Here is a 26,361-nt window from a genome sequence, read left to right as displayed (position 1 = left end):
GAATGTCAACCCTTTGATTATAGTACTGTTTTTGCCCGCTTTGGTTGCTTGGCCAGCCTTACGCGTCCGGCAGCACCACGTTGACGTCGAGTACTTCCAGGTTGCCCTGGCGGTCCAGCGAAATCTTGATGTCGTCGGCATTGACCTTGGTGTATTTGGAAATGACGGCGATCAATTCCTTGTGCAGGGCGGGCAGGAAGTCCGGACCATCGCGTCCGCTGCGTTCGCGGGCGATGATGATCTGCAGGCGTTCCTTGGCCGCGGTGGCCGTCTTCGGCTTGGGGGGGAACAGGAAAGAAAGCAAGGCCATATCACTTCGCCCCAAAAATGCGCTGGAGTAATCCAGGCTTTTCATAGTTGGTAAAGCGCAACTCGACATCTTCGCCGAGGAAACGCGACACCACGTCTTCATAGGCTTGCGCCACGTCCGTACCCGTGAAATGGATGGCCGGGTTGCCCTGGTTCGAGGCGGCCAGCACTTGCTCCGATTCCGGAATGATGCCCACCAGCGGGATGCGCAGGATTTCCTGCACGTCCTGGTAGGACAGCATTTCATCCGATTCCACGCGTTTCGGCGAGTAACGGGTAATCAGCAAATGTTCCTTGACGGGCTCGCCGCCCGTCTGCGCGCGGCGCGACTTGGCTTGCAGGATGCCCAGGATGCGGTCCGAATCGCGCACCGACGACACTTCCGGGTTGGTGACGATGATGGCTTCATCGGCAAACGTCAGCGCCATCAGCGCGCCATGCTCGATGCCGGCCGGCGAATCGCAGATGATGAATTCGAAGCCCATGTTGATCAGGTCGTTCAACACGCGTTCCACGCCTTCTTCCGACAAGGCATCCTTGTCGCGCGTTTGCGAGGCTGGCAGGATGAACAGGTTGTCGCAGTGCTTGTCTTTGATCAAGGCCTGGTTCAGGGTTGCTTCCTTGTTGATCACATTGATCAGGTCATAGACGACGCGGCGCTCGCAACCCATGATCAGGTCGAGGTTACGCAGGCCCACGTCGAAGTCGAGCACGGCTGTCTTGTGGCCGCGCATGGCCAGGCCAGTGGAAAAACTGGCGCTAGAGGTCGTCTTGCCGACACCGCCCTTGCCGGACGTCACAACAATAATTCTTGCCACAAATAATCCTTTTCAGATATCTCTTGAATTGTGCAGCTTAAGAGCGGTTCACGGGAGTGACCGGATTGACAGAGTGTATATCGATTCTGTCTCCAGCCAAACGAATTTGCGCGGGTCCGCGCGCCATTTCTGCGGGGAAACCATCCTCGAACGTGCGGTACACGCCGGCGATCGAGACCAGTTCCGGTTCCATGGCCAGCGCGAAGATGCGCGCCTGGGCATTGCCCGAGGCGCCAGCCAGCGCGCGGCCGTACAGCGAGGAATATACGTGGATGCTGCCGTCGGCGATGATTTCGGCGCCATTGTTGACGACGGCGGTGATGATCAGGTCGCAGCCGCGCGCATAGATGCGCTGGCCGGCCCGCACGGGCGTGTCGATCACCATCACCTGTGCGTCGGCGCCCGACTGGGCGGCGGCAGTGGGGGTATCCTTGGGACCATCCTTGGGCGGCGCATCGTCGCGCGTCTTGCCGCTGTCGAGGCTCAAGCCTTGCGCCAGGATGGCGTCATGCATGTCGGCCGGCGCATTGCGCACGGCCACGGCATTCAAACGGTATTTTTTCAGCAGGGCCACGAGGGCGGCCCAGTCGATGGGCACGCTGCCGGGCGGCAAGGCCGCCACGTCCAGCACGGCCAGGTCGTCCTCGAAAAAGTCCGCCACGCCTCCCGTCATGTCGCGCAAGGCGGCATCGAGTGCCTGCGTATCGGCGCTATGCAGAATGGCGGAGACGGCAACGACGGTGGAAATCTTGATTTCGATAGGCTTCTGCGACGGGCTTTTGGACATAAACATTTATCAAAGTGAAACTGCGGCAGGCCAGATGTTCCGTACGGCAACAATGGGAGCAGTAAATTTCTTGCATTCTACTGCAAAAAAATCGGCATCAGGGGCCTGGCGCGTGCTATTCCGCAGGGCAACACCTACTTCATGTCAAAAAAAACGGACGGCGCCCCGGAAAACCGGTGCGCCGCCCCGAAAGCAGCCGAGAATGCGGCTTGAGTCCGCCTATCAAAACCTGCTGCGCGTCGTAATTTGCGGTCTGCGATGCTCACTGTACCTTCGTACAGTTGCGCTTCTCAAGCACAACTGTCTTCCGCTCGCTACGGTTTTGTCAGGCCTTGCATGACCTTGTCATATTTTCATCACGCCGCGCGCATCTGCCGTGCCGCCGCGACCATGTTTTGCAAGGCCGCCTCCGTTTCCGCCCAGCCCCGCGTCTTCAAGCCGCAATCCGGGTTGACCCATAAATGCGCCGGGGGAATGACGGCGCTGGCCTTTTGCAGCAGGCGCACCATGTCGACGGTCGTGGGAATGCGCGGCGAGTGGATGTCGTATACGCCGGGGCCGATTTCGTTCGGATACTGGAACTGGCCAAAGCCCGCCAGCAGCGCCATGTCCGAGCGGCTCGTCTCTATCGTGATGACGTCGGCATCCATGGCGGCGATCTGCGGCAGGATGTCGTTGAACTGCGCATAGCACATGTGGGTGTGGATCTGCGTCGTGTCGTTGACGACGCAGGCGGCGATGCGGAAGGCGCGCGTGGCCCAGCCCAGGTAGGCGTCCCACTGGCCGCGGCGCAGCGGCAAGCCTTCGCGCAGGGCCGGCTCGTCGATCTGGATGATGCCGATGCCGGCCGCTTCCAGGTCGGCTACTTCGTCGCGGATTGCCAGGGCGATCTGCAGCGCCGTGGTGGCGCGCGGCTGGTCGTCGCGCACGAACGACCATTGCAATATCGTCACCGGACCCGTCAGCATGCCCTTCATCGGTTTATTGGTCAGGCTTTGCGCGTGCACCGTCCAGGCCACCGTCATGGCGGCCGGGCGCTGCACGTCGCCGTAGATGACGGGCGGCTTGACGCAGCGCGAGCCGTACGATTGCACCCAGCCGTGGCGCGTGAAGATAAAACCGTCCAATTGTTCGCCGAAGTATTCGACCATGTCGTTGCGTTCCGCTTCGCCATGCACGAGCACGTCCAGGCCCAGCGCTTCCTGGCGCCCCACGGCGCGGGCGATTTCGGCGCGCATCTGCCGTTCATACTCGGCGCTCGCCAGTTCGCCCCGCTTGTGGCTGGCGCGGGCGGCGCGGATGGCTGGCGTCTGCGGGAAGGAACCGATGGTCGTCGTGGGGAAATCGGGTAGTTGCAAGCGCGCGCGCTGCATGGCCTGGCGCTGCGGGAAGCTGGAATCGCGGCGGTCCACGGTGGGAGACAGCGCCTGCAGGCGCTGCGCCACTTGCGGGCGGTGCACGCGGGGGCTGGCGCGCCGCCCGGCGACAGCCCGGCGGGACTGTGCCAGTGCGGCGTCATCGGGGTGGCCGGCGAGTGCGCCCTTGAGGATGGCGATCTCCGCCAGTTTTTCCGTGGCGAACGCCAGCCAGCTCTGGATGTCGGTGTCGAGCTCCGTTTCCGCTTCCAGGCTGAACGGCACGTGCAGCAGCGAGCACGACGGCGCCAGCCACAAATGGCCGTCGCGCCTGGCTGCCAGCGGCCGCAGCACGGCCAGGGCCGCGTCGAGGTCGGTACGCCAGATATTGCGCCCGTCGACGATGCCAATCGACAAGACTTTATGCGCGGGCAGCCAGTCCGTCACGCTGATCAATTCATGCGGCGCGCGGATGCCGTCGACATGCAGGCCGGCTACGGGCAGGCGGCACGTCAGGCTGAGGTTTTCTTCCAGCGGCGAGAAGTACGTGGCCAGCAGGATATTCACGCCCACCTGGTTCAACTGCCAATACGTGCTTTCGAAGGCGCTGCGCCACGCATTGGGCAAGTCCAGGCCCAGGATCGGCTCGTCGAGCTGCACCCACGTCACGCCTTGCCGCTTCAGGCGGTCGAGCAGGTCGCCGTAGACGGGCAGCAATTGTTCCAGCAGGGCCAGGCGATCGAAGCCTGGCGTCTTTTCCTTGCCCAGCCACAGGAAGGTGAGGGGGCCGATCAGGGCCGCCTTGACCGGGTGGCCCAGGGCCTGCGCCTCGGCGACTTCCGCCAGCAGGCGCTCGCAAGCGAGCGAAAAGCGGGTCTGCGGCGACAGTTCGGGCACCAGGTAATGGTAATTGGTGTCGAACCACTTGGTCATTTCCAGCGCGGCAGTGCCTGCGGCGTGTGCATGGTGCGCGTGGCCGCAGCCGGCATGGGCGGCGTGCGTGTCTGCGCCGCGCGCCATGGTGAAATAGCGCGCCAGCGGCGATTGCTCTGGCGCAAAGTGGAAACGGGCCGGTTCGCAGCCCAGCAGCTGGATATGGCTGGCCACCTGGTCGTAAAAGGCGAAGTCGCCCACGGTGACGTAATCGAGGCCGGCGTCGCGCTGCTGGGCCCAGTGGCGCGCGCGCAGTTGCCGGCCCGTCGCTTCCAGGTCCGCCTCGGACAGCTCGCCACGCCAGTGGCTTTCCAGCCCCAGTTTCAGTTCGCGCGCGGCGCCGATACGGGGAAAGCCAAGGACGTGGGTACGAATGGTCATGATGTCATCGAGATTTAATGTGAATGCGCTAGAGTGTGCGGCAACTTGGTCTATAATCAAAACGAAACATTTTGCCGAATAACATGAAAATAATTCACGCACAGAATCCATTTCTCCGATGCTAGAAATCCGTCACCTGCGCACCTTGAGTGCCCTGCGTTCGTCCGGCAGCCTGGTGCGCGCCGCGCAGCTGCTCAACCTGACCCAGTCGGCCCTGTCGCATCAGATCCGCCTGCTCGAAGAGCGCTACAAGGCGCCATTGTTCGAGCGCAAGTCGATGCCGATCGCGTTTACGGCCACGGGCAGCCGGCTGCTGGCCCTGGCCGACAAGCTGCTGCCCGAGATCGAACTGGCCGAGCGCGACGTGGCGCGCCTGTCGCAGGGCGACAAGGGACAGCTGCGCGTGGCGCTCGAATGCCATACCTGTTTCGATTGGCTGATGCCGGTGATGGATGCCTTCCGCCAGCGCTGGCCGGAAGTGGAGATCGACCTGGTTTCCGGCTTTCACAGCGAACCGGCGGACTTGCTGCGTTCGGGCGAGGCGGATCTCGTGATCGGCTCGCCGTACGGCCCCGATTTCACCGTGTTTCCCCTGTTCCGCTTTGAAATGCTGGTGGTGATGGCGCAAAAGCACCGGCTGCAGGCGCAGCGCCGGCTGGCGGCGGCCGACTTTACGGGCGAAACATTAATTACCTATCCCGTGCCGGAAGAGCGCATCGACCTGATCCGCGAAGTGCTGCGGCCGGCCGGCATCGCGTTTGAACGCCGCACGGCCGAATTGACGGTGGCCGTGCTGCAACTGGTGGCGAGCCGGCGCGGCATTGCCGCCTTGCCGAACTGGGCGATCAAGAATTACGTCGATTACGATTACGTCGTGGCGCGCCCGGTGGGCGAACACGGCTTGTGGAGCGACTTGTACGTGTCCGTGCCCGAGCATCTGCAGGACAAGGCGTATGTGCGCGATTTCGTCAGCGTGATACGCGAGCAGTGCGCGGCCTCGCTGGACGGTATCAAGTTGTTGTCCTGACCAGCGTTGGGTTGGAAACAAACCAACAGCAAAGTTTGATAAATATCAAGGTTCAGCAATGAACCACCGCTTACAGTTGAGCACTGTGCGGCGCAACATGCGCTGCCTACTCTTTGGGGAGGAACACGATGTTTTCATTTTCCGAACAATGGGCACGGGCCGGCAAGGCCGTGGTGGAAGCACAATTGATCAGCGCGCAAGCGTATGCCCAGGCCGCTGTCGACAGCGGCGCCAGCGTGCTGGAATTGCAGCTCGATGCGGCCCGCACGGCGCTGGCGGCCGCTACTGTGGCGGGCAATCAGCTGCTGTCCGCGAAGGACCCGCAAGCGCTGCTGGAACTGTCGCGCACGCAGTCGCAACTGGCCATCGAACGCATCGGTGCATATAGCCGCCAGGCAAAGGATGTTGCTCAAGAAACCCAGGAGAAATTCGACACTGTGACAAAGGGTGAGTTTGCTGCATCGCGTCAAAAATTTGGCGAGCTGTTGCAGGTGGTAAAGCAAACCCCCGTACCCCTGATTATTCCCTTCAATAATTTTCTAAAAACCACTTTCGGCGGCGCCGATGAAGGGTATGATAAAAATAAAAACACGCGTCCTGCTCGCCAGGCGTAAGCGCGTTGCGGCCCGGCAGCGGCTATCCGCCGCGCCAGGCCGCCCGCCGCCACCGCAGGCAGGCTGTCATCGCCGCCGCCTGCGGTGCGGCGCTGGAACTGCGGCGCATGCCGCGCTAGAATGAAACACAGCTTGCTGTGTCTTCCCGGATTCACAGGATTCCAATGGGATTCTATTAGCACCTTGACCTTGGCCCTCGTGGCCAGCATATCGGAGAAATAAATGGATGATGTCGTAATCGTGGCCGCCGGCCGTACCGCAGTCGGCAAATTCGGTGGCAGTCTGGCCAAGATTCCTGCGTCCGAACTGGGCGCGCATGTAATCAAGGGCTTGCTGGCACAAACCGGCATCGACCCGAACCTGATCGGCGAAGCGATCCTGGGCCAGGTGCTGACGGCTGCCGTCGGCCAGAACGCCGCGCGCCAGGCCGTCATCAAGGCTGGCCTGCCGAGCAGCATCCCGGCATTCACCATCAACAAGGTATGCGGCAGCGGCTTGAAGGCCACGCACCTGGCGGCGCAAGCGATCAAGTGCGGCGACGCCAACATCATCATCGCCGGCGGCCAGGAAAACATGAGCGCTTCGCCGCACGCGATGAACGGCTCGCGCGACGGTTTCCGCATGGGCGACTTCAAGATGATCGACACCATGATCGTCGACGGCCTGTGGGACGTGTACAACCAGTACCACATGGGCATCACGGCGGAAAACGTCGCCAAGAAATACGAAGTGACGCGCGCCGAGCAAGATGAATTCGCGCTGCAGTCGCAACTGAAGGCGGAAGCGGCGCAAAAGGCGGGCAAGTTCAAGGATGAAATCCTGCCGCTGGAAATCGCCAACAAAAAAGGTACCGTTGTCTTCGACAGCGACGAATACATCAAGCCCGGTTCGACCCTGGAATCGCTGGCCGGCCTGCGCCCCGCGTTCGCCAAGGACGGCACCGTCACGGCCGGCAACGCCTCGGGCCTGAACGATGGCGCCGCCGCCGTCATCATGATGTCCGCCTCGCAAGCGAAGGAACTGGGCTTGAAGCCGCTGGCACGTATCAAGGCCTACGCCTCGTCGGGCCTGGACCCGGCCGTCATGGGCATGGGGCCCGTCTCCGCATCGCGTCTGTGCCTGAAAAAAGCCGGCTGGACGCATGAAGAGCTGGACTTGATGGAAATCAACGAAGCGTTTGCCGCGCAAGCGATTGCCGTCAACAAGGAAATGGGCTGGGATACCAGCAAGATCAACGTGAACGGCGGCGCGATTGCCATCGGCCACCCGATCGGCGCGTCCGGCGCGCGCATCCTGGTCACCCTGATCCACGAAATGATCCGCCGCGACGCCAAGAAAGGCCTGGCAGCACTGTGCATCGGCGGCGGCATGGGTGTAGCTTTAGCCATCGAGCGGGATTAATCGCTAGAGCGCCGCACCCAAGCCGTCGCGCGCTGTGCGTGACGACTGGGTGCGGTACGCCGCCGTCACGCGGCGGAGCTGGATTGCTTTCATTAAATTATTAATTTTTTAGCAACAGAACGACACTGAGGGGATGAAAATGGCAAGAGTTGCATTGGTAACTGGTGGCATGGGTGGTCTGGGCGAAGCGGTGTGTTTCAAGCTGGCGGCGCTCGGCTATCGCGTGGTGACCACATATTCCCCAGGCAATCCGAAGGTCGCGGAATGGCTGGCGACGACCAAGGACATGGGCTACGACTTCAAGGCGTATCCGTGCGACGTGGCCGACTACGATTCGGCGGCGGCTTGCGTGGCGGCCGTGGAAGCGGAAATCGGTCCTGTCGACGTGCTGGTGAATAACGCCGGCATCACGCGCGACATGACGTTCAAGAAGATGGACAAGCCGAACTGGGACGCCGTGATGGGCACCAACCTCGATTCCGTCTTCAACATGACCAAGCCCGTCTGCGACGGCATGGTGGAACGCGGCTGGGGCCGCATCATCAATATCTCGTCCGTGAATGGCCAGAAGGGCGCCTTCGGCCAGACCAACTATTCGGCCGCGAAAGCCGGCATGCACGGTTTCACCAAGTCGCTGGCGCTGGAAGTGGCGCGCAAGAACGTCACCGTCAACACCATCTCGCCAGGCTACATCGGCACCAAGATGGTCATGGCGATTCCGCAGGAAGTGCTCGACAGCAAAATCATCCCGCAAATTCCGATGGCGCGCCTGGGCAAGCCGGAAGAAGTGGCCGGCCTGGTGGCTTACCTGGCTTCCGATGAAGCAGCCTTCGTCACGGGCGCCAACATCTCGATCAACGGCGGCCAGCACATGTCGTAATCGTTGTTGAGGTAAAACAAAAAGACAGCTGCGGCTGTCTTTTTTTATGCTTGCAAGCAAAACAAGGGAATCGCCGGATTTGCCTTAAAATCAGTATTTCTCCACTGCATCATCTCCATGACCCTAGTTCCCGCCTTGCGCCGCGCCAGCGTGGCCGCCATCCTTTTCCTGGGCGCCAGCGCGGCCCAGGCCAGCGTCGCGTTCCACGTCACGGTGGTGACCGAACGGGTCGTCAAACCCGGCGTGAAAACCAGCCTGCCCGCGCGCGAGACGCAGGAAAGCGATGTCGTGCTGGGCCCCCATTACCTCAGCGTGCGCGATGGCATGAGCTTGTCCATGTTCGATTTTGCCACGCGCCGCCGCTACCTCATCGATACGGCGGCGGGAACCTATGACGGTTATTCGCTGTTCGACGCCGTCGGCTTTCGCGCCATCGAGTTGCGCCACCGGCAGGGCATCGCCGGCATGCTGCAGGCCGGCAAGCTGGAACAGCATGCGACCTTGCCCGTGTATGAAGAGCAGACTTTATCGGTGCTGGCGCCAAGGCGGCGCGGGCCGCTGACCCCCCAAGTGCTCGACGGCGCCGTGCTGTGGTCGCTCGACGGGCAGCCCCTGCTGCGCCTGGGGATAGCCGGCAGCCCCGTCAGCGGCGCCGATGCGACGGCGTTTGCCCAGTTTCTGCGCTACACCTGGGGCGGCCACCCGCTGGTGCTGAAGATGCTGGCCGATGGCAAGCGCATTCCCGCCGACTTTACCTTGCATTACCAGGAGGTGGGCGGCACGGCCACGCGCCATTTCCGCATCGGTGCCATGACGGCGGGGGCGCCCGCCACGTATTCCCTGGCCGCGTACCGGCCACGCCCGCTGGCGGCCGGCGCATCGCCGCTCGAGCGCGTGCTGGCGCAAGCGGCGCTGTTGCCGCCGCTGAGTCCCCAGGCGCATCCGGCGTTGCGCACCGAGGCGGAGCGCCTGTTTGCGGCAGAAAAACCCTTCGAGGCTTTCTTGACCTTGCTGGAAGACCATTTTTCCACGGGTGCGCTGGTCGACAAGCTGTCGCGTGAGCAACAGCGGGCCATGCAGGAGTGCCAGCCCATCCACGACTTGACGCGCGCGCTGCTGGCCAAGGATAAAGAGGGTGTCGCGGCCGCGCTGGCCGCCGTGCAGGAAGCCAGGACGCAAACGGGGATGCAGCAGCCCGTCCTGGCCCTGTTCGAAGGAAATTTGCGCGCCAAGCTGGGCCAATGGCCGGAAGCGACGGCCCTGTATCTGCAAGTGTTGCAAGCCAAGCCGCACATGGCGGCCGTGTACCAGGACCTGGGCGACGCCTTGCTGGCGCAATTCGATGCGCCGAATGCCTGGCGCAGCTGGGATGCGGGCCGGGCCATGGCGCCAGGTCTGCGGCAATTTCGCAAGGTCAACGACTTTGAGCGCAGCCTGCTGGCCGATTACCCGGCCTTTTTCATGGATGCGATGGCCGATCAGCCCAGCACCAGCCGCCCGGCCAGCAGCACGAACACGGCAGGCAGCACGAACTTGCCGTAAGGCGAAGGCTTGCCGCGCAGGCGGCGCGCCAGGCGCGCGGCCAGCACGGCGTACAGGGCGTCGAACAGCAGGCCTACCAGCACCAGGACGGCGCCCAGGCGCAGGTATTGCATGCCGACCTGCTCGCTGCCGACGACGAACTGCGGCAGGAACATGCTGCAAAACAGCAGTGCCTTCGGATTGAGCAGATTCGTCAGGAAGCCGCGCACCAGGCTGGCGCGGGCGCCATGCGCCGTGGCGGGGGCGGCCGCTTCCTGTGCCGTTTTGCTCGACAGGGCCGACTGCAGCAGGCGCAGCGCCAGGTACAGCAGGTAGGCGGCGCCCGCCCATTTGACCCATTGCAAGGCTTGCGGATGCGTCACCATCAGCGCCGCCAGGCCCGCGCCCGACAGCGCCACGTGGACGGCGCGCGCGCCGGCGATGCCCACGGCCGTCACCAGCGCCGTGGCCACGCCGCGCGCGGCGCCCGTCGCCAGCACCAGCGCCATGTCGGGGCCCGGTAATAAAAAGGCGCCGGCCAGTGCCAGCAGGTACATCAGGAAGGTAGAATCGGACATGGCTCGGTCGAAAAGAAAAGCGGGAGCATGCACACGGTGCGGCCTGCTCGCCGGGTCCCATTATGTTCTTGCAGCGATGAAATGTGCTTGCTTTTCCTGCCCTGCATGCCCTAGTATTCGGGTAGATTCCACTCGTATAAAAACAAAAAATAGATGAAAATTTCAGAAGTTAGCCTCGACGCCACCGATTTGCAGATACTCAGGCTGTTGCAGGATGAAGGACGGCTGTCGAATGCGCGCCTGGCCGAGCGCTTGAAACTGAGCGAAACCCCCGTCTGGCGCCGCTTGCGCCGCCTGGAAGAGGAAGGTTTCATTACCGGCTACCAGGCTTTGCTTAACCGCAAGAAGCTGGGCATCGGCCTGGTGGCGTTCGTACGGGTCGTGTTTGCCAACCATGGCGGCGAGCAGCCTTCGCAGTTCGAGCAGGCGATCGCGACGATTCCCGAGATCTTGTCGTGCCACAATGTGGCGGGTGAAGCCGATTATTTCCTGCAAGTGGTGGCGCGCGACCTGGAAGCGTATGGCGAATTCGTTTCGACCGTGCTGCGCCGCCTGCCTGGCGTGGCGGAAATCCAGTCCAGCCTGTCGATGCGCGAAATCAAGTCGTCGAACCGCCTGCCCTTGCTGCTGGCCTGAGGCGCCGGCGGCGCACTATAATTGGAACAGTTGCCAGGACTCGTGCCTGGCGCCCCGACTGCCATTCTGAGGACCGCCATGCCCGATTCTTTGTCCCCCCTGTTTCCCGTCCTGTCGCCAAACCGGCACGGCATGCTGGCGGTCGATGACATCCACACCATTTATTGGGAAGAGTGCGGCAATCCCGACGGCATTCCCGTGCTGTTCCTGCACGGCGGCCCGGGAGCGGGCCTGTCGCCGCAGCACCGCCGCTTTTTTGACCCGCAGCGCTATCGCGTGATCCTGTTCGACCAGCGCGGCGCGGGCAAGTCCACGCCGCTGGGCGAATGGCGCAACAATACGACGCAGCTGCTGATCGCCGATATCGAACGCTTGCGGGCCCAGTTCGGCATCGACCAATGGCTGGTGTTTGGCGGCTCGTGGGGTTCGACCCTGGCGCTGGCGTATGGCCAGGCCCACCCCGAGGCTTGCCTCGGTTTCGTGCTGCGCGGCATTTTCCTGTGCACGCAGGCGGAAATCGACTGGTTCATCGAGGGCGTGCGCTGGTTCTATCCGGAACTGTATGCGGAATTCGCCGCGCCTATTCCCGCAGAGGAACGGGGCGACTTGCTGGCGGCCTACGTGAAACGCATTCTCAGCAGCGATCCCGCCGTGTACTGGCCCGCCGCGCGCGCCTGGAGCCGCTTCGAAGGCCGCCGCGTCTACCTGATGCCGCAGCCGGAAGATGCGCCGAACGATGCGCTCGACCTGGGCGTGGGCCGGCTCGAATCGCACTACATGGCCAACCTGGGTTTCTTCGAGGAAGACCAGCTGATCCGCAACATGGCGCGCATCGCGCATTTGCCGGCCGTCATCGTGCAAGGCCGCTACGACGCCATCTGCCCGCCGCTGTCGGCCTACCGCCTGCAGCAAGCCTGGCCGGGCGCGCAGCTGGAAATGATCCCGGATGCGGGCCATGGCGCGCTCGAGCACGGCATCGCTTCGGCGCTGGTGCGCGCCACCGAGCGCTTCGTGCCGGGGCGCGGTTTCGCATGACGCCAGAGCCCGCCGGTTGGCAAAGCGGCCAGCCGGTGGGCGCCACCTGCTACACTATGGCCTGTGCTGGCGCCACGGTCGGGCGCCGGTGTAAACCCACGACTTTTTATCCATGAACATACAGATCGGCGACATCGGCCATATCATCCAGCTGGCGATTGCGCCGGTTTTCCTGTTGACCGGTATCGGCACCATGCTGGTGGTGCTGACCAACCGCCTGGGCCGCATCATCGACCGCACGCGCGTGCTGGAAGACCGGCTCGACATCGGCTATAACGATTTCTATATGGATGAGCTAGATACCTTGTATCGGCGTACCCATCTGATCAATTACTCGATTTCGCTCAGCACGGCGTGCGGTTTCTTCGTCTGCGTCATCATCGCCATGCTGTTTTTGGGCGATATTCTGAACCTGACCCTGGACAAATACATCGCGGCCTTCTTTGTGCTGGCCGTGATTTGCCTGATCGGCTGTTTTATTTATTTACTGCGCGAAATTTATCTGGCCGCGACGGCCCAGCGCATCCGGCGCCATATCCGCCCGCCACGTTAAGCGGCGCGCCGGTTTACCCTACTATTGAAGAACGAGTCCAGCATGCACGATTACAAACGTCCCCCCACCCTGCACCGCTACGGCCAGCGCAGCGAACTTGAGCTGGCGCTGAGCCTGGGCCAGTTCCGCCTGATGCCTGCGGGCAATTGTTTGACCCTGAGCTTTTCGCAAGTGTGGGACAAGCAACTGTTCGACCTGTTCGCCCCGGCCGACGCCTGTTTGATCATCCACAATACGGAAGAATTCGGCGAACGCCTGCACCGCGCCGTGCAGCGCACCTTGCCCAGTTGGGCCGGCATCGATGGCCTGGTCGAGTATGGCCAGCGCGCCGCCCTGGGCGCCGCCTTCACCAAGACGCGCGCCGAGGCGCCCGAGCAGGAATGGCTGTTCGCCTGGCGCTCGATGCAGCCGCAGGCGAGCCTGAATCCCGTCACGGTAAAGCTGGGCAGCCTGGAAAACTTCGCGGAAATCCGCGACCGCGATACCTATTTGGCGTAGTTTTATCCGGATTTATCGGCGTACTGGCTGTCGATGCGTGCGAGCACGGCCGCCATCATGCGCTCGATATCGCCGCGTATCATGGTCGTGCCCAGCATGCCGGGCACGTAGAAGCCCGGCATCAGCCGGCTGGAAAAGACGATGCGCGTGCCGCCCGTCTCGGGGATGGGGTACAGATTCCAGCGCGATTCGTAATGCCGCATGTCGCCCGAGATCAGGGCGATGTCGATGGCCGTGAACGGCGTTTCCGTGGCCCGCACCACCAGGTGGATGGGGTGGTTCATGAACAGGAAGCGCGCCATGCCCTGCTGTTCGATGATGACTTCATTGCCGTTGCGCGACAGCACGCGGCAGGAACTCAAGTCCGGCACGAATTCATGCATGCGCTCGTAGGTGGTCAGGGTCTTCCAGACGGACGCCGGCGGCGCCTGCACGCTGCCGCTGGCATCGACTTCATACATGCGCTGCCCGTCGACCTCGATGCGCTTGACGTCGACCTTGAGCTTGTCCAGGCGTATCGCCTGCGCCAGCGCGGTAGCGGGGACGGCGCACAGCATCAGCAGGCAAAGGAAGAGTCGCGTCATGCACCTAGCCTACGGGAAACTTGCGCCCGGCACAAGCTGTACGCATCGCCGGCCCGTGCGCCGGGCGATTTAGAACTCCCGGTCTAGAGAAATACGCTGCGGCGAGCGGCAATGCTTGCTACCGTACGGCCTGCATACCACCTCTACCGGACCGATCACCATGACTGCCTATCCCCACCTGCTGGCCCCGCTCGACCTGGGTTTTACCTCTTTGCGCAACAGAGTCATCATGGGGTCCATGCATACGGGCCTGGAAGACCGTTTTTATCATTATGGCAAGCTTGCCGCGTTTTACCGCGAACGGGCGCGCGGCGGCGTGGGGCTGATCGTCACGGGCGGCATCTCGCCGAACCGCCAGGGCTGGCTGCTGCCGTTTGGCGGCACGCTCAATTTCCTCGGCGACGTGCCAAACCACCGCAAGGTGACGCGCGCCGTGCACGAGGAGGGCGGCAAGATCGTCATGCAGATCCTGCATGCGGGCCGCTATGGCTATCAACCGTTCGTCGTCTCGGCGTCGCCGAAGAAATCGCCGATCTCGCCATTCCGCCCCCGTCCCCTGAGCGAACGGGGCATCGAGCGCACCATCTGCGACTACGTGCGCTGCGCGCGCCTGGCGCAAAAGGCCGGCTATGACGGCATCGAAGTGATGGGCAGCGAAGGATACTTATTGAACCAGTTCCTGTGCGCGCGCACGAACCTGCGCCAGGACCGCTGGGGCGGCAGCATCGAAAACCGCATGCGCCTGCCCGTGGACATCGTGCGCCGCATCCGCGCCGCCGTCGGCCCCAACTTCATCATCATGTACCGCCATTCCCTGCTCGACCTGGTCGAGGGCGGCAATACCTGGGATGACGTGGTGGCGGTGGCCAAGGCCCTGGAACACGCCGGCGTGACGATTCTCAATACGGGCTTCGGCTGGCATGAGGCGAGGGTGCCCACCATCGTCACGTCCGTGCCGCGCGCCGCCTTCGCTTCCGTGGCGGGCCGGCTGCGCCGCGAAGTCGGCATTCCCGTGGTGGCGTCGAACCGCATCAACATGCCGCACGAAGCGAATGCCATCCTGGAGCGGGGCGACTGCGACCTGGTGTCGATGGCGCGCCCCTTCCTGGCCGACCCCCATTTTGTCGCCAAGGCCGCCTCCGGGCGCACGGACGAGATCAACACCTGCATCGGCTGCAACCAGGCGTGCCTGGACCACACGTTCGCCAACAAGCGCGCCAGCTGCCTCGTCAACCCGCGCGCCTGCCATGAAACGGAACTCGTGTACGCGAAAAAGGCCGTGCCGCGCCGGGTGGCCGTCGTCGGCGCCGGCCCGGCCGGCCTGTCCGCCGCCTGCGTGGCGGCCGAATGCGGGCACGAGGTGACCCTGTTCGACAGCAGCGACAGCGTGGGCGGCCAGTTCAAGGTGGCCATGCAAATTCCCGGCAAGGAAGAATTCACGGAAACCATCCGCTATTTTGCCCGCCGGCTGGCGCTGCTGGAAGTCAAGCTGCGCCTGGGCCAGCGCGTGACGCGGGAGCAATTGCTGGCCGGCGGCTATGACGACGTCATCGTCGCCACCGGCATCAAGGTGCGCCTGCCGGCCATTCCCGGCATCGACCACCCGAAAGTGTTGTCGTATCTGGATGTGCTGCAAAGCAAGAAGCCTGTCGGCGCGCGCGTGGCCATCATCGGCGCGGGCGGCATCGGCTTCGACGTGGGCGAATACCTGCTGCACGACCCGGCGCACCCGCTACCGCTGCCCGTGGCTACCTGGGCGGGCGAGTGGGGCGTGGACCTGGATGCGGCCACCGGCGGCGGCCTGGTGCCGCCCGTGGCGCCTGCGCCCGTGCGGCAAATCTTCCTGTTGCAGCGCAAGACCTCGAAAGTGGGCGCGGGACTGGGCAAGACGTCGGGCTGGGTGCACCGCGCGGCGCTGGCGAGAAACGGCGTGGCCATGCTGGCCGGCGTGAGCTATGACAAGATCGACGAGCAGGGCTTGCACATCACCGTGGGCGGCGAGCAGCGCCTGCTGGCGGTGGACAACGTGGTCATCTGCGCGGGCCAGGACAGCTTGACGGAGCTCATGCCGGACATGGGCAAGGATGGCAAGCCGCTGGCGGCGGGCGGCCCCCGCTTCCATAAGATCGGCGGCGCCGCGCTGGCGGCCGAACTCGACGCCAAGCGGGCGATACGGGAAGGCGCGGAACTGGCCGCCAGCCTGTAAAAAGAAAGCCTGCCGGCTGGGGCGCGGGCAGACTTGCTGGACGGAAATGGCGCCGGCTTAATGCCCGCCATGCCCCTTCTTCGCCGCATCAAAACTCTGCAGCACGTGCTCGGCCATGCCATTGGCCAGCTCGTGCTCGCCAATGAACACCTTGCCCGCGTTTTCCGCGCGCAGCAATTCCGCCTCTTCCTCGCTGTGCGTGCGCACCACCGTCATGATGTTCGGGTTCAGCGCGCGCGCCGTCTCGATCATGGCGCGCACGTGGAAGGTGTCCGGCGTGGCGATGACGAGCATGGTGGCGTGCGTGATGTGCGCCTGGATCAGCACGGCCGGTTCGCCCGCATTGCCGGCCACGGCCGGAATGCCCTGCTTGCGCAGCTGGTCGACGATTTCGCGGTTTTCCTCGGCCACAACGAAGTGGATGCCCCGCTCCATCAGGGCGGCGGCGATGCGCCGGCCCACGCGGCCATAGCCGACCAGGACGATCTGGCCCGACAGTTTTTCTTGCGGCACCGTCATCGGCAGTTCGGCCAGCGGGTCGGTCGTGCGTTCGAACTTGCGCGCGAAATCGCTGTTGCTCATCACGCGCAGCAGCGGCTTGGCCATGCTGAACACGAGCGGATTCAAGGCGATGGACAGGATGGCGCCGGCCAGGATCAGGCTTTGGCCTTCCTGCGGCATCAGGCCCAGCGACAGGCCCAGGGCGGCCAGGATGAACGAGAATTCGCCGATCTGTGCCAGGCTGGCCGAGACGATGATGGCCGTTTTCGGCGGGTAGCGCAGCGCCATCACCAGCAGGAAGGCGGCAATCGACTTGCCGAAGATAATGATGGCGCACACGGCCAGCACTTGCAGGGGCTTCTCGATGAGGATGTTCGGCTCGAACAGCATGCCGACGGACACGAAGAACAGCACGGCGAACGCGTCGCGCAGGGGCAAGGACTCTTCCGCGGCGCGGTGGCTGAGTTCCGATTCGCGCAGCACCATGCCGGCGAAGAAGGCGCCCAGCGCGAAGGACACGCCGAACAGCTTGGTCGACGCATAGGCGATGCCGACGGCGGCGGCGATCACGCACAGGGTGAACAGTTCGCGCGAGCCGGTGCGCGCCACTTGCCACAAAATCCACGGGAACAGCTTGCGGCCGACCACCAGCATGAAGACGATGAAGCCGGCTACTTGCCCCAGGGTAATAGCCAGGGTTTGCCACAGGCTGACGGCCTCGGCATCCGGTGCGACCTTGCCGCCCAGCACGCCGGCAAACGCCGGCAGCAGCACCAGCACCAGCACGGTGACGAGGTCTTCCACCACCAGCCAGCCGACGGCGATGCGGCCATTCAGGGAATCGAGGATGCCCCGTTCTTCCAGCGCGCGTAGCAGCACCACGGTACTGGCGACCGATAGGGCCAGTCCAAAGATCAGTCCGCCACCGAGGGTCCAGCCCCACCAGTGGGCCAGGCCCATGCCCATCGCCGTGGCGACGCCGATCTGCAGGATGGCGCCGGGCAGCGCGATCTTGCGCACGTCCCACAAGTCTTCGATGGAAAAATGCAGGCCGACACCGAACATCATCAGCATCACCCCGATTTCCGCCAATTGTCCCGCTATTTCCGCATCCGCCACAAAACCGGGCGTGGCCGGTCCGATGATGATGCCGGCGGCCAGATAGCCGACCAGGGCCGGCAGTTTCAGGCGCGCGGCGATGAAGCCGAAGATGAGGCCGAACCCGAGGGCGGCGGCGATGGTGGTGATCAGGCTGATGTCATGGGGCATGCGTGTGGGGTTCCTTATGGGGACGTGCGGATGGAAAAAGATGTTGCTCAGCGACCAAGTATAAACGCATCAAAGCCCCTGCCGGAAAATTTCCTGCGGCTTTATTGCAAAAAACCTGTGCTATATCTTCGTCCAGGTGGCCACGAACGCATGTTATCCACCCGGATCTTCGCCTAATTCAAGGACTCCACCCTATGCCACCCCGCGTCTTTACACCTTGCGCACGATCACGCAGCCGATGGAATAACCGGCGCCGAACGAGCAGATGACGCCCGTGGCGCCCGCCGCCATGTCATCCTGATACTTATGGAAGGCGATGATGGAACCGGCCGACGAGGTGTTGGCGTAGGTGTCGAGGATCACGGGCGCTTCGTTGGCTTCCGCGTCGCGGCCCAGGATCAGGCGCGCGATCAGCAAGTTCATGTTCAGATTCGCCTGGTGCAGCCAGTAGCGGGAGACTTGCGCCACTTCCACGCCGGCCTTGGCCAGGGTCGTCTTGATCATTTCGGCAGCCATCGGGCACACTTCCTTGAACACCTTGCGGCCTTGCTGGCGGAACAGTTTATCCGCCTTGCCCATGCCGGATTCGTCAAAACGGTTGAGGAAGCCGAAATTGTTGCGGATGGCGTTAGAAAAGCGCGTTTTCAGTTCCGTGCCGATGATCTCGAACTGGTGCTGCGAGACGGCCGTGTCTTTCGCTTCGACGATGATGGCGGTGCAGGCGTCGCCGAAAATGAAATGGCTGTCGCGGTCGCGCCAGTTCAGGTGGCCGCTGGTGATTTCGGGATTCAGGACCAGCACGGCGCGCGCCTGGCCGCTTTGCACGGCGGCGACGGCTTGCTGGATGCCGAAGGTGGCGGACGAGCACGCCACGTTCATGTCAAAACCATAACCGTCAATGCCCAGCGCATCTTGCACTTCCACGGCCATGGCCGGGTAGGCGCGCTGCATATTGCTGCAAGCGACCAGTACCATGTCGATATCGGCCGGCGTGCGGCCGGCGCGCGCCAAGGCATCGCGCGCAGCGGCGACGGCCATTTCCGCCTGCAGGGACAGTTCGTCATCGCCCCGCTCCGCAATGCGCGACACCATGCGGGCCGGATCGAGGATGCCTTCCTTTTCCATCACGAAACGCGACTTGATGCCGGACGCCTTTTCGATGAAGGCCACGCTCGACAGGTCCAGCGCCGTCACCGTGCCCGCGGCGATCGCGTCGGCATTGTCGGCATTGAATTTTTCCGCGTAGGCATTGAAGCAGGTGACCAGCTCTTCGTTGGAGATCGAAAATGGCGGCGTGTACAGTCCGGTACCGCTGATGACGACTTGTTTCATGGTTAAACTTTCAAATTTGGCAATCGGCGCGATGCCGATAAGTGAAGCAAATTTTACACAAACGGGCTCGACTGTAGAGAGTTTCGTGTTGCGGGGCAGGGGGAAGTGTGGCGGAAGATTGATTTTTGTCGCGTGGACGGGGTAACGGGGGGCATGGCGCCCCCCGCTGTGCTGCTGGCGCTGCTGTTTACTTCTTCTGTTCTTGCTTGACGTCGGCTTGCACCACCACCGGTTCGGCCTTGGCCAGTTGCACCGGCAAACCTTTCAGGTGGTTCAGCGCCTGGTGCAGCTGGAAATCGTCCTGGCTGCCGAATTCCAGCGGTTTGCGGGTCTTTTCCAGGGCGATGATGCGCAATTGCTCTTCCATCTCGTCGTTGACGGGGGCGGCCTTGGCGCTTTCCTTGTCGCGGTCGTTGCTCAGGTGCTTGGAGAGGTCCGCTTCGCGGATGCGCAAGCCGTTCAAGCCGTCGCCGTCCGCATTTTCATCGACCAGCAGGTCGGGCACGATGCCCTTGGCCTGGATCGAGCGCCCGTTCGGCGTGTAGTAGCGGGCCGTCGTCAGCTTGACGGCCGTGTCGGCAGTCAATTGGCGGATGGTTTGCACGGAACCCTTGCCGAAGGTTTGCGTGCCGATGATGGTGGCGCGCTTGTAATCCTGCAGGGCGCCGGCGACGATTTCCGAGGCCGAGGCCGAACCCGTGTTGACGAGCACCACCAGCGGCACTTTCTTGATGGCGGCCGGCAATTTCGCCAGGGCGTCGCCTTCCGAGCGGAACGTATAGTATTCGGCGCGGCCGTAGAACACCTGTTTCGAGTCCGGCAACTGGCCGTTGGTCGAGACGATGGCCGCGTCCTTCGGCAGGAAGGCGGCCGAGACGCCGATGGCGCCCTGCAGCACGCCGCCCGGATCGTTGCGCAGGTCGAGCACCATGCCCTTCAGGTTCGGGTCTTGCTTGTAGAGCGCCGTGATCTGCGCGGCCATGTCGTCGACGGTCGGTTCCTGGAATTGCGACACGCGCAGCCAGGCGTAGCCCGGCTCGACCATCTTCGCCTTCACGCTCTTCTGGTGGATTTCCTCGCGCGTGATGGTGAAGGCCAGCGGCTGCGGTTCATCCTTGCGGGCAATGGTCAGCGACACCTTGGTGCCCGGTTCGCCGCGCATGCGCTTGACGTTGTCGTCCAGGCTGACGCCTTTCACGGGCTGGCCGTCGAGGCGGGTAATCAGATCGCCTGCCTTGATGCCGGCGCGGTAGGCGGGCGAATCCTCGATGGGCGAGACGATCTTGATGTAGCCGTCTTCGCTGAGGCCAATTTCAATGCCCAGGCCGACGAACTTGCCTTCGGAGCCTTCGCGCAGTTCGGCGTAGGCTTTCTTGTCCAGATAGGCGGAATGGGGGTCGAGCGAGGCGACCATGCCGGAAATGGCGTCTTCCAGCAATTTCTTGTCTTCGACGGGTTCCACGTAATCGGACTTGATCAGGCCAAACACATCGGCCAGCTGGCGCAGCTCTTCCAGCGGCAGGGGCGGCTCGACGTTTTTTTGCGCCATGGCGGAAAATTGCAGCGACACGGCGACGCCGGCCACCACGCCCAGGCCGATCAAGCCGGTATTTTTGAGTTTGCCCATCATTGCACCTTTGCAGCTAGCGTGTCTTGCACAAGCGCCAGTCCCCGTGGAGCGGCGCTTTCCTGAAAGTATAGACCTGAATCTCTGCCGGCGTGGGCCGGCCGTGGAAAAAGCATGCCTGGGCCCAGTCTACGCGCGAAAACGGGCTCGCCAGCTTGCCATATGTTGCGGTTTTGTATGCGATGTATAGTTACTCTTGAGGGGAGTAAGCATTTGTAAGAGTCGAAAAAAAGCGTGTGCCGCGGCCCTATAGTGGACTCGCATTCTCGACCCGAAGTGGTTTTGCCTGCGTCTGCGGACGCAGGCTTTTTTTTATCCGGAGCCCCCATGACCTCGTTGACCTTTCTCCCCGCCGTGCGCCGTTTCAGCCTGGCCTTGCTGCTGGGCACCACCGCCTTGACCGCCTCGGCCGTGCCGATTGCCGAGATGCGCCTGGAAGACTTGCTGCCGATGGCGCCCGATTTCAGGACGGAATTGAAGCTCAATGCGAATCAGACCACCTTGTGGCAGCAGGTGGAAGGGAAATCGCGTCAACTGTTGCGCGAACGCAAGGCGCGCCGCGAACGCCTGCAAGCGGGTGTGGCGCAGGGTTTGCAAACGCCCCGGCTGGAGCTGCGCGACCTGCTCGCCGGCCTGGACACGGAAAGCACGCAGAGCCTGGCCGAAGAAAAGCAGCTGCGCGAATGGTGGCTGAGCGTCAACGATGCCCTGGACGAGAACCAGCGCCAGATGGTGGCCCAGTTCATCGCCGGCCAGATGGCGCGCGTGATGGACGCCGCCGCGCCCCGCAGCGAGTCGCGCGGCGCGCCCGGTGGCGAGCACGGCGGGCGCAAGGGCGGTGGCAAGGGGGGCATGGGCGGCGCGGGCGTGAGCATGGGCAGCGGGGGCGCTGGTATCACCTTGCCCGGCAACTAAGGGTAAGCAGGGGGCAGGCGCGGGGGGCAACCAAGGGGCAAGGATGGCCAAAAGGCATGCTTGCGTGCTACATTCCTGCAGCGCCTGGCGCGGCAGGCTATCCGCCCGAAGCTATCCGCCCGGTCTTTTTGACATGCCCCATAAGGACAATCCGTGAATCGCTATCTCTTGAGCAGTCTGACCCTGACCCTGTTGGCTGCGTTTGCCCATGCCGCCGAACCCGCATCCGCCGTTGCCGCCCCGACCGTGGCGCCAAGCGCCGCACCTGCCGCCGCCGGCGTCGTTTCCGGCATCGATGTGCAGTACATCGACCCCGCCGTGCGCGTGCAGGACGACTTCTTTACCCATTTGAATGGCAAGTGGCTGGCCACGGCCGAGATCCCTGCCGACAAGTCGAGCTGGGGTTCGTTCGCCAAGCTGCGCGATGACACCACGCCACAGTTGCGCGGCATCATCGAAGCCACGCAAAAGGACAAGAACAGGAAAGCCGGTTCCGAAGCGCAGAAAATCAGCGACCTGTACGCCAGCTACATGGATGAAGCCAAACTCGAGGCGCTGGGCACGAAGCCGCTGGCCGGCGAACTGAACCGCATCCGCTCGCTGCGCGACAAGAAGGGCGTGCCCGCCCTGATCGCCCACCTGAGCCAGACGGGCGTGGCCACGCCGTACGCCGTCTACGTGGGCCAGGATGCCCGTGCTTCGACGAAATATGCAGCCTACGTGAGCCAAAGCGGCTTGGGCATGCCGGACCGCGACTACTACCTGGAAGCCAAGCAGGCTGGCGTCAAGGAAAAATACCAGGCGCACGTGGAAAAAATGCTGGCCATGGCCGGCGACAAGAATGCCGCCGCCCGCGCCAAGGCTGTCGTGGCGCTGGAAACGGCCCTGGCCGAAGTGCAATGGACCAAGGTCGAGAACCGCGACCCTGTCAAACGCTACAACAAGACCGACATCAACAAGCTGAACGATCTGACTCCTGGCTACGACCTGAAGTCCGGCCTGGCCGCGCTGGGCATCGCCAACAAGGTCGATTACGTCATCGTCAACCAGCCAAGCTACCTGGCCGGCTACAACAAGGTGCTGGCGTCAAGCGACCTGGACACCCTGAAGGCGTATTTCGAATGGCAGTTGCTGCGCAGCTATGCCAGCTACCTGTCGAAAAACTTCGTCGATGAAAGCTTTGCCTTCTACGGCACGGTACTCAGCGGCGTGACGGAAAACCAGCCGCGCTGGAAGCGTGGCGTGGGCGCCGTCGAAGGCGTGCTGGGCGAAGCCGTCGGCAAACTGTACGTGGCGCAATATTTTCCGGCAGAACGCAAGGCGCACATGCAGGAACTGGTGAAAAACGTGCTGGCCGCCTACAAGGACAGCATCGATACGCTGGACTGGATGAGCCCGGAAACCAAGAAGGAAGCGCAAGCCAAGCTGGCCAAGTTCACGCCGAAGATCGCGTATCCGAACAAATGGCGCGATTACACGAAGCTGCAGATCGTCCAAGGCGACCTGGTGGGCAACATGATGCGCGCCGCCAACTTCGGCTCCGCGCGCCAGGTGGCCAAGCTGGGCAAGCCGATCGACCGCGAAGAGTGGGGCATGACGCCGCAGACGGTGAACGCCTATTACAGCTCGACGATGAATGAAATCGTCTTCCCGGCCTCCATCCTGCAGCCGCCGTTCTTCGACGCCAACGCGGACGACGCCGTCAACTATGGCGCCATCGGCGCCGTCATCGGCCATGAAATCAGCCACGGCTTCGACGACAAGGGCAGCCAGTCCGATGGCGACGGCAACCTGCGCGACTGGTGGACCCCGGCCGATCGCAAGAATTTCGCCGCCAAGGCCGACGCGCTGACCAAGCAATATGACGGTTACAGCCCATTGCCTGGCTACCACGTCAACGGCGCCCTGACCCTGGGCGAGAACATCGCCGACAACTCGGGCGTGGCGATCGCCTACAAGGCCTATAAAATCTCGCTGGGTGGCAAGCCGGCGCCCGTGCTCGACGGCTTGACGGGCGACCAGCGCTTCTACATGGGCTTTGGCCAGGTGTGGCGCAGCAAGATGCGTGAAGCGCAGCAGATCGTGCAGATCAAGACCGACCCCCATTCGCCGGGCCAGTACCGCGCCAATGGCACCATGGTCAACCAGCCTGGCTTCTACGAAGCGTTTGGCGTGAAACCGGGCGACAAGATGTATGTTGCGCCGGAAAACCGCGTCATCATCTGGTAAGCGCATGCGCGTCGTCGTGAAAAACGTACTACTGTAACAACAGAAAAGGCCACCTCGCGTGGTCTTTTTTGCATTCCGGTCAAAGTTGTTTCTGTCGTTTCGGCCGGTATGCTACAGTCAAAAACCGGGCCAGAAGCCTTGGGCCTTCTGACCCTTATATTTCACACAATACAATATAGAGGACAACCGTGAATCGTTATTTGTTAAGTGCATTGACCCTGAGTTTGCTGGCCGGCGTGTCCGGCATGGCTGGCGCCGCTGATACGGCCAAGAAAGCCGCCGCCGCTCCCGCCACGGCCGTCGCCGCCGCCGCGCTGACGTCCGGCATCGCCGTCGAATACGTCGACCCTGCCGTGCGCGCGCAGGACGACCTGTTCCAGCACCTGAATGGCAAATGGCTGGCGGAAACGGTCATTCCTGCCGACAAGTCGAGCTGGGGCAGCTTTGCCAAGCTGGCTGACGATACGCAAACGCAGCTGCGCGGCATCGTCGAAGGTGCGGCCGCCGACAAGGCCCGCGCGGCCGGTTCGAATGCCCAGAAAATCGGTGATTTTTATAACAGCTTCATGGATGAAGCCAAGCTGGAAAGCCTGGGCTTGACACCGTTGAACGCGGAGCTGGCGAAGATCGCCGCGCTGCAGGACAAGGCGGAATTGCCGGCTGTAATCGCCCACTTCAGCAAGCTGGGCGTGACCTCGCCTTACGACTTCGGCATCCACCAGGACGCCAAGGATTCCACCAAATACGTGGCCGACATCGTGCAAAGCGGCCTGGGCTTGCCTGACCGCGATTACTACCTGGAAGCAGGCAAGGCCGATACGCGCGCCAAATACCTGGCCCACGTGGAGAAAATGCTCAGCCTGGCCGGCGACGCGAACGCTGCCGCGAATGCGAAAGCCATCCTCGCGCTGGAAACGGAGCTGGCCAAGGCGCAATGGAGCAATGTGCAGAACCGCGACCCCGTCAAGACCTACAACAAGGTGGAACTGGCGAAACTGGCCGCCGTGGCGCCAGGTTACGACTGGGCCCGCTACCTGAAGGACACGGGCATCGCCGGCAAGGTCAATTATGTGATCGTCAGCCAGCCCAGCTACCTGAAGGGTTTTGCCGAGATCGCCAACAAGACGCCGCTGGAAACGTGGAAAGCCTACTTCCAGTGGCACTTGCTGCACGCCAACGCCGGCTACCTGCCGAAAGCGTATGTCGATGAAAACTTCGCGTTTTATGGCACCACCCTGACGGGCGTGACGGAAATGCGTCCGCGCTGGAAACGCGGCGTGGGCGCCGTCGAAGGCGCGCTGGGCGAAGCCGTGGGCCAACTGTACGTGGAGCAATATTTCCCGGCCGAGCGCAAGGTGCGCATGGAAGCGCTGGTGAAAAACCTGATGACGGCCTACCAGCAAAGCATCGACAAGCTCGACTGGATGAGCCCCGTCACCAAGAAACAGGCGCAAATCAAGCTGGCCAAGTTCACCACCAAGATCGGCTATCCGAACAAATGGCGCGATTACTCGGGCCTGGACGTCAAGTCGGACGACCTGGTGGGCAACATCCAGCGTTCGCACTTGCTCAACTACAATCGCGAATTGAACAAGCTGGGCCAGCCTATCGACCGCGATGAGTGGGGCATGACGCCGCAGACCGTGAACGCCTATTACAACCCGGAACTGAATGAAATCGTCTTCCCGGCCGCCATCCTGCAAGCGCCATTCTTCGACGCCAACGCGGACGACGCCGTCAACTATGGCGCCATCGGCGGCGTGATCGGCCATGAAATCAGCCACGGCTTCGACGACCAGGGCGCCCAGTACGACGGCGACGGCAACTTGCGCGACTGGTGGACCAAGGCCGACCATAAAAACTTCGCCAAGAAAACCAAGCAGCTGGTGGCGCAGTACAACAGCTTCAGCCCCGTCAAGGGCCACTTCGTCAACGGCGAACTGACCCTGGGCGAGAACATCGCCGACAATTCCGGCGTGGCGATCGCGTATAAAGCGTACAAATTGTCGCTGAACGGCAAGAAAGCCCCCGTCATCGACGGTTTCACGGGCGAGCAGCGCTTCTATGCGGGCTTTGCCCAGGTCTGGCGCATGAAGATGCGCGAAGCGCAGCAACTGGTCTTGCTGAAAACGGACCCGCACTCGCCAGGCCAGTTCCGCGCCAACGGCACCATGCGCAACCAGCCCGGCTTCTACCAGGCGTTTGACGTGAAACCGGGCGACAAGATGTATCTGCCGCCGAAAGACCGCGTCATCATGTGGTAAGACGCTAGTCCCAGGCATAAGTTGCCAGCCGCCCCGCGCAAGCCGGGCGGCTTTTTTACGCCGTGTGATCTGGCGCAAACGATGGGTAAAAAAAAACCGCCCTGGCGG

The 26,361-nt window shown here is 62.8% G+C and carries 22 protein-coding genes; 13 read left to right on the top strand and 9 right to left on the bottom strand.

Features of this window, described 5'->3' with window-relative positions:
• Positions 1-58: 58 nt before the first annotated feature.
• The 4 genes from minE to metE all read right to left on the bottom strand — a co-directional run bounded on the left by minE (position 59) and on the right by metE (position 4,583).
• Positions 59-310, bottom strand: coding sequence for a cell division topological specificity factor MinE (gene minE, locus O0881_RS18895; RefSeq protein ID WP_034752886.1), 252 nt, complete (start codon positions 308-310; stop codon positions 59-61).
• A 1-nt stretch (position 311) separates the two neighbouring features.
• Positions 312-1,127, bottom strand: coding sequence for a septum site-determining protein MinD (gene minD, locus O0881_RS18890; protein WP_034783730.1), 816 nt, complete (start codon positions 1,125-1,127; stop codon positions 312-314).
• A gap of 37 nt (positions 1,128-1,164) precedes the next feature.
• Positions 1,165-1,914 (bottom strand): septum site-determining protein MinC, encoded by a 750-nt coding sequence (gene minC, locus O0881_RS18885; protein ID WP_035828495.1) that lies wholly within the window; start codon positions 1,912-1,914, stop codon positions 1,165-1,167.
• A 356-nt stretch (positions 1,915-2,270) separates the two neighbouring features.
• Positions 2,271-4,583, bottom strand: a complete 2,313-nt coding sequence (metE, locus tag O0881_RS18880) for a 5-methyltetrahydropteroyltriglutamate--homocysteine S-methyltransferase (RefSeq protein WP_289912510.1) — start codon at positions 4,581-4,583, stop codon at positions 2,271-2,273.
• A 118-nt stretch (positions 4,584-4,701) separates the two neighbouring features.
• On the opposite strand from metE, the gene O0881_RS18875 reads away from it, so the two are divergent.
• The 5 genes from O0881_RS18875 (at position 4,702) to O0881_RS18855 (ending at position 10,047) form a co-directional block, all read left to right on the top strand.
• Positions 4,702-5,610 (top strand): LysR family transcriptional regulator, encoded by a 909-nt coding sequence (locus tag O0881_RS18875; protein ID WP_099665877.1) that lies wholly within the window; start codon positions 4,702-4,704, stop codon positions 5,608-5,610.
• 128 nt (positions 5,611-5,738) lie between these two features.
• On the top strand, positions 5,739-6,224 hold the full coding sequence (locus tag O0881_RS18870) for a phasin family protein (RefSeq protein ID WP_077398509.1): 486 nt from the start codon (positions 5,739-5,741) through the stop codon (positions 6,222-6,224).
• A 222-nt stretch (positions 6,225-6,446) separates the two neighbouring features.
• The gene (locus O0881_RS18865) at positions 6,447-7,625 is read left to right on the top strand and encodes an acetyl-CoA C-acetyltransferase (protein ID WP_034783723.1); all 1,179 of its coding nucleotides are present in this window, start codon (positions 6,447-6,449) and stop codon (positions 7,623-7,625) included.
• A 139-nt stretch (positions 7,626-7,764) separates the two neighbouring features.
• Positions 7,765-8,505 (top strand): acetoacetyl-CoA reductase, encoded by a 741-nt coding sequence (gene phbB / locus O0881_RS18860; RefSeq protein ID WP_035823615.1) that lies wholly within the window; start codon positions 7,765-7,767, stop codon positions 8,503-8,505.
• Between the two features lie 117 nt (positions 8,506-8,622).
• Positions 8,623-10,047: a hypothetical protein gene (locus O0881_RS18855; protein ID WP_289912509.1), complete on the top strand. Its 1,425-nt coding sequence runs from the start codon at positions 8,623-8,625 to the stop codon at positions 10,045-10,047.
• Here O0881_RS18855 and O0881_RS18850 read toward each other — a convergent pair.
• A complete protein-coding gene (locus O0881_RS18850) occupies positions 9,984-10,604 on the bottom strand; it encodes a LysE family translocator (protein ID WP_251349515.1) in 621 nt (206 codons plus the stop codon). The two genes, O0881_RS18855 and O0881_RS18850, sit on opposite strands and share 64 nt — an antisense overlap.
• Positions 10,605-10,757: 153 nt before the next feature.
• Here O0881_RS18850 and O0881_RS18845 point away from each other — a divergent pair, with 153 nt between their 5' ends.
• The 4 genes from O0881_RS18845 (at position 10,758) to O0881_RS18830 (ending at position 13,326) form a co-directional block, all read left to right on the top strand.
• Complete coding sequence (locus O0881_RS18845; protein WP_034752896.1) at positions 10,758-11,240, top strand: Lrp/AsnC family transcriptional regulator; 483 nt, start codon at positions 10,758-10,760, stop codon at positions 11,238-11,240.
• A gap of 78 nt (positions 11,241-11,318) precedes the next feature.
• Positions 11,319-12,275, top strand: coding sequence for a prolyl aminopeptidase (gene pip / locus O0881_RS18840; RefSeq protein WP_077398515.1), 957 nt, complete (start codon positions 11,319-11,321; stop codon positions 12,273-12,275).
• Positions 12,276-12,387: 112 nt separating this feature from the next.
• A complete protein-coding gene (locus O0881_RS18835; RefSeq protein WP_034783716.1) occupies positions 12,388-12,828 on the top strand; it encodes a DUF2721 domain-containing protein in 441 nt (146 codons plus the stop codon).
• Positions 12,829-12,870: 42 nt separating this feature from the next.
• Entirely contained in the window at positions 12,871-13,326 is a 456-nt protein-coding gene (locus O0881_RS18830; protein WP_099408108.1) for a hypothetical protein, read from the top strand.
• Between the two features lie 2 nt (positions 13,327-13,328).
• Here O0881_RS18830 and O0881_RS18825 read toward each other — a convergent pair whose 3' ends face one another.
• Entirely contained in the window at positions 13,329-13,910 is a 582-nt protein-coding gene (locus O0881_RS18825) for an SRPBCC family protein (RefSeq protein ID WP_289899628.1), read from the bottom strand.
• Between the two features lie 160 nt (positions 13,911-14,070).
• Here O0881_RS18825 and O0881_RS18820 point away from each other — a divergent pair, with 160 nt between their 5' ends.
• Entirely contained in the window at positions 14,071-16,116 is a 2,046-nt protein-coding gene (locus O0881_RS18820; protein WP_289912508.1) for an NADPH-dependent 2,4-dienoyl-CoA reductase, read from the top strand.
• 57 nt (positions 16,117-16,173) lie between these two features.
• Here O0881_RS18820 and ybaL read toward each other — a convergent pair whose 3' ends face one another.
• The 3 genes from ybaL to O0881_RS18805 form a co-directional block, all read right to left on the bottom strand.
• Positions 16,174-17,886: a YbaL family putative K(+) efflux transporter gene (gene ybaL / locus O0881_RS18815; protein WP_176381492.1), complete on the bottom strand. Its 1,713-nt coding sequence runs from the start codon at positions 17,884-17,886 to the stop codon at positions 16,174-16,176.
• 210 nt (positions 17,887-18,096) lie between these two features.
• A complete protein-coding gene (locus tag O0881_RS18810) occupies positions 18,097-19,218 on the bottom strand; it encodes a beta-ketoacyl-ACP synthase III (RefSeq protein ID WP_289912507.1) in 1,122 nt (373 codons plus the stop codon).
• A 187-nt stretch (positions 19,219-19,405) separates the two neighbouring features.
• On the bottom strand, positions 19,406-20,848 hold the full coding sequence (locus tag O0881_RS18805) for a S41 family peptidase (protein WP_099665870.1): 1,443 nt from the start codon (positions 20,846-20,848) through the stop codon (positions 19,406-19,408).
• Between the two features lie 324 nt (positions 20,849-21,172).
• Between O0881_RS18805 and O0881_RS18800 the strand changes: the two genes are divergently transcribed.
• The 3 genes from O0881_RS18800 (at position 21,173) to O0881_RS18790 (ending at position 26,253) form a co-directional block, all read left to right on the top strand.
• Complete coding sequence (locus tag O0881_RS18800) at positions 21,173-21,760, top strand: hypothetical protein (RefSeq protein WP_289912506.1); 588 nt, start codon at positions 21,173-21,175, stop codon at positions 21,758-21,760.
• 153 nt (positions 21,761-21,913) lie between these two features.
• Entirely contained in the window at positions 21,914-23,989 is a 2,076-nt protein-coding gene (locus O0881_RS18795; RefSeq protein WP_289912505.1) for a M13-type metalloendopeptidase, read from the top strand.
• 188 nt (positions 23,990-24,177) lie between these two features.
• Entirely contained in the window at positions 24,178-26,253 is a 2,076-nt protein-coding gene (locus tag O0881_RS18790; RefSeq protein ID WP_289912503.1) for a M13-type metalloendopeptidase, read from the top strand.
• The last annotated feature ends 108 nt before the right edge of the window (positions 26,254-26,361 follow it).

Source organism: Janthinobacterium sp. SUN100 (assembly GCF_030397705.1).
GTDB lineage: Bacteria > Pseudomonadota > Gammaproteobacteria > Burkholderiales > Burkholderiaceae_D > Janthinobacterium > Janthinobacterium kumbetense.
Note: the sequence above shows the minus strand (reverse complement) of the source record. Positions and strands in the feature narration are given on the sequence as shown.

Excerpts from the sequence above, each read along its gene's own strand:
- O0881_RS18865 (WP_034783723.1), top strand. The coding sequence starts at position 6,447 with ATGGATGATGTCGTAATCGTGGCCGCCGGCCGTACCGCAGTCGGCAAA.
- O0881_RS18800 (WP_289912506.1), top strand. The coding sequence starts at position 21,173 with ATGACCTCGTTGACCTTTCTCCCCGCCGTGCGCCGTTTCAGCCTGGCC.
- O0881_RS18850 (WP_251349515.1), bottom strand. The coding sequence starts at position 10,604 with ATGTCCGATTCTACCTTCCTGATGTACCTGCTGGCACTGGCCGGCGCC.
- O0881_RS18845 (WP_034752896.1), top strand. The coding sequence starts at position 10,758 with ATGAAAATTTCAGAAGTTAGCCTCGACGCCACCGATTTGCAGATACTC.
- pip (WP_077398515.1), top strand. The coding sequence starts at position 11,319 with ATGCCCGATTCTTTGTCCCCCCTGTTTCCCGTCCTGTCGCCAAACCGG.
- O0881_RS18835 (WP_034783716.1), top strand. The coding sequence starts at position 12,388 with ATGAACATACAGATCGGCGACATCGGCCATATCATCCAGCTGGCGATT.
- O0881_RS18820 (WP_289912508.1), top strand. The coding sequence starts at position 14,071 with ATGACTGCCTATCCCCACCTGCTGGCCCCGCTCGACCTGGGTTTTACC.
- phbB (WP_035823615.1), top strand. The coding sequence starts at position 7,765 with ATGGCAAGAGTTGCATTGGTAACTGGTGGCATGGGTGGTCTGGGCGAA.
- O0881_RS18855 (WP_289912509.1), top strand. The coding sequence starts at position 8,623 with ATGACCCTAGTTCCCGCCTTGCGCCGCGCCAGCGTGGCCGCCATCCTT.
- O0881_RS18810 (WP_289912507.1), bottom strand. The coding sequence starts at position 19,218 with ATGAAACAAGTCGTCATCAGCGGTACCGGACTGTACACGCCGCCATTT.
- minE (WP_034752886.1), bottom strand. The coding sequence starts at position 310 with ATGGCCTTGCTTTCTTTCCTGTTCCCCCCCAAGCCGAAGACGGCCACC.
- ybaL (WP_176381492.1), bottom strand. The coding sequence starts at position 17,886 with ATGCCCCATGACATCAGCCTGATCACCACCATCGCCGCCGCCCTCGGG.
- minC (WP_035828495.1), bottom strand. The coding sequence starts at position 1,914 with ATGTCCAAAAGCCCGTCGCAGAAGCCTATCGAAATCAAGATTTCCACC.
- O0881_RS18875 (WP_099665877.1), top strand. The coding sequence starts at position 4,702 with ATGCTAGAAATCCGTCACCTGCGCACCTTGAGTGCCCTGCGTTCGTCC.
- O0881_RS18825 (WP_289899628.1), bottom strand. The coding sequence starts at position 13,910 with ATGACGCGACTCTTCCTTTGCCTGCTGATGCTGTGCGCCGTCCCCGCT.
- O0881_RS18805 (WP_099665870.1), bottom strand. The coding sequence starts at position 20,848 with ATGATGGGCAAACTCAAAAATACCGGCTTGATCGGCCTGGGCGTGGTG.
- O0881_RS18830 (WP_099408108.1), top strand. The coding sequence starts at position 12,871 with ATGCACGATTACAAACGTCCCCCCACCCTGCACCGCTACGGCCAGCGC.
- metE (WP_289912510.1), bottom strand. The coding sequence starts at position 4,583 with ATGACCATTCGTACCCACGTCCTTGGCTTTCCCCGTATCGGCGCCGCG.
- O0881_RS18870 (WP_077398509.1), top strand. The coding sequence starts at position 5,739 with ATGTTTTCATTTTCCGAACAATGGGCACGGGCCGGCAAGGCCGTGGTG.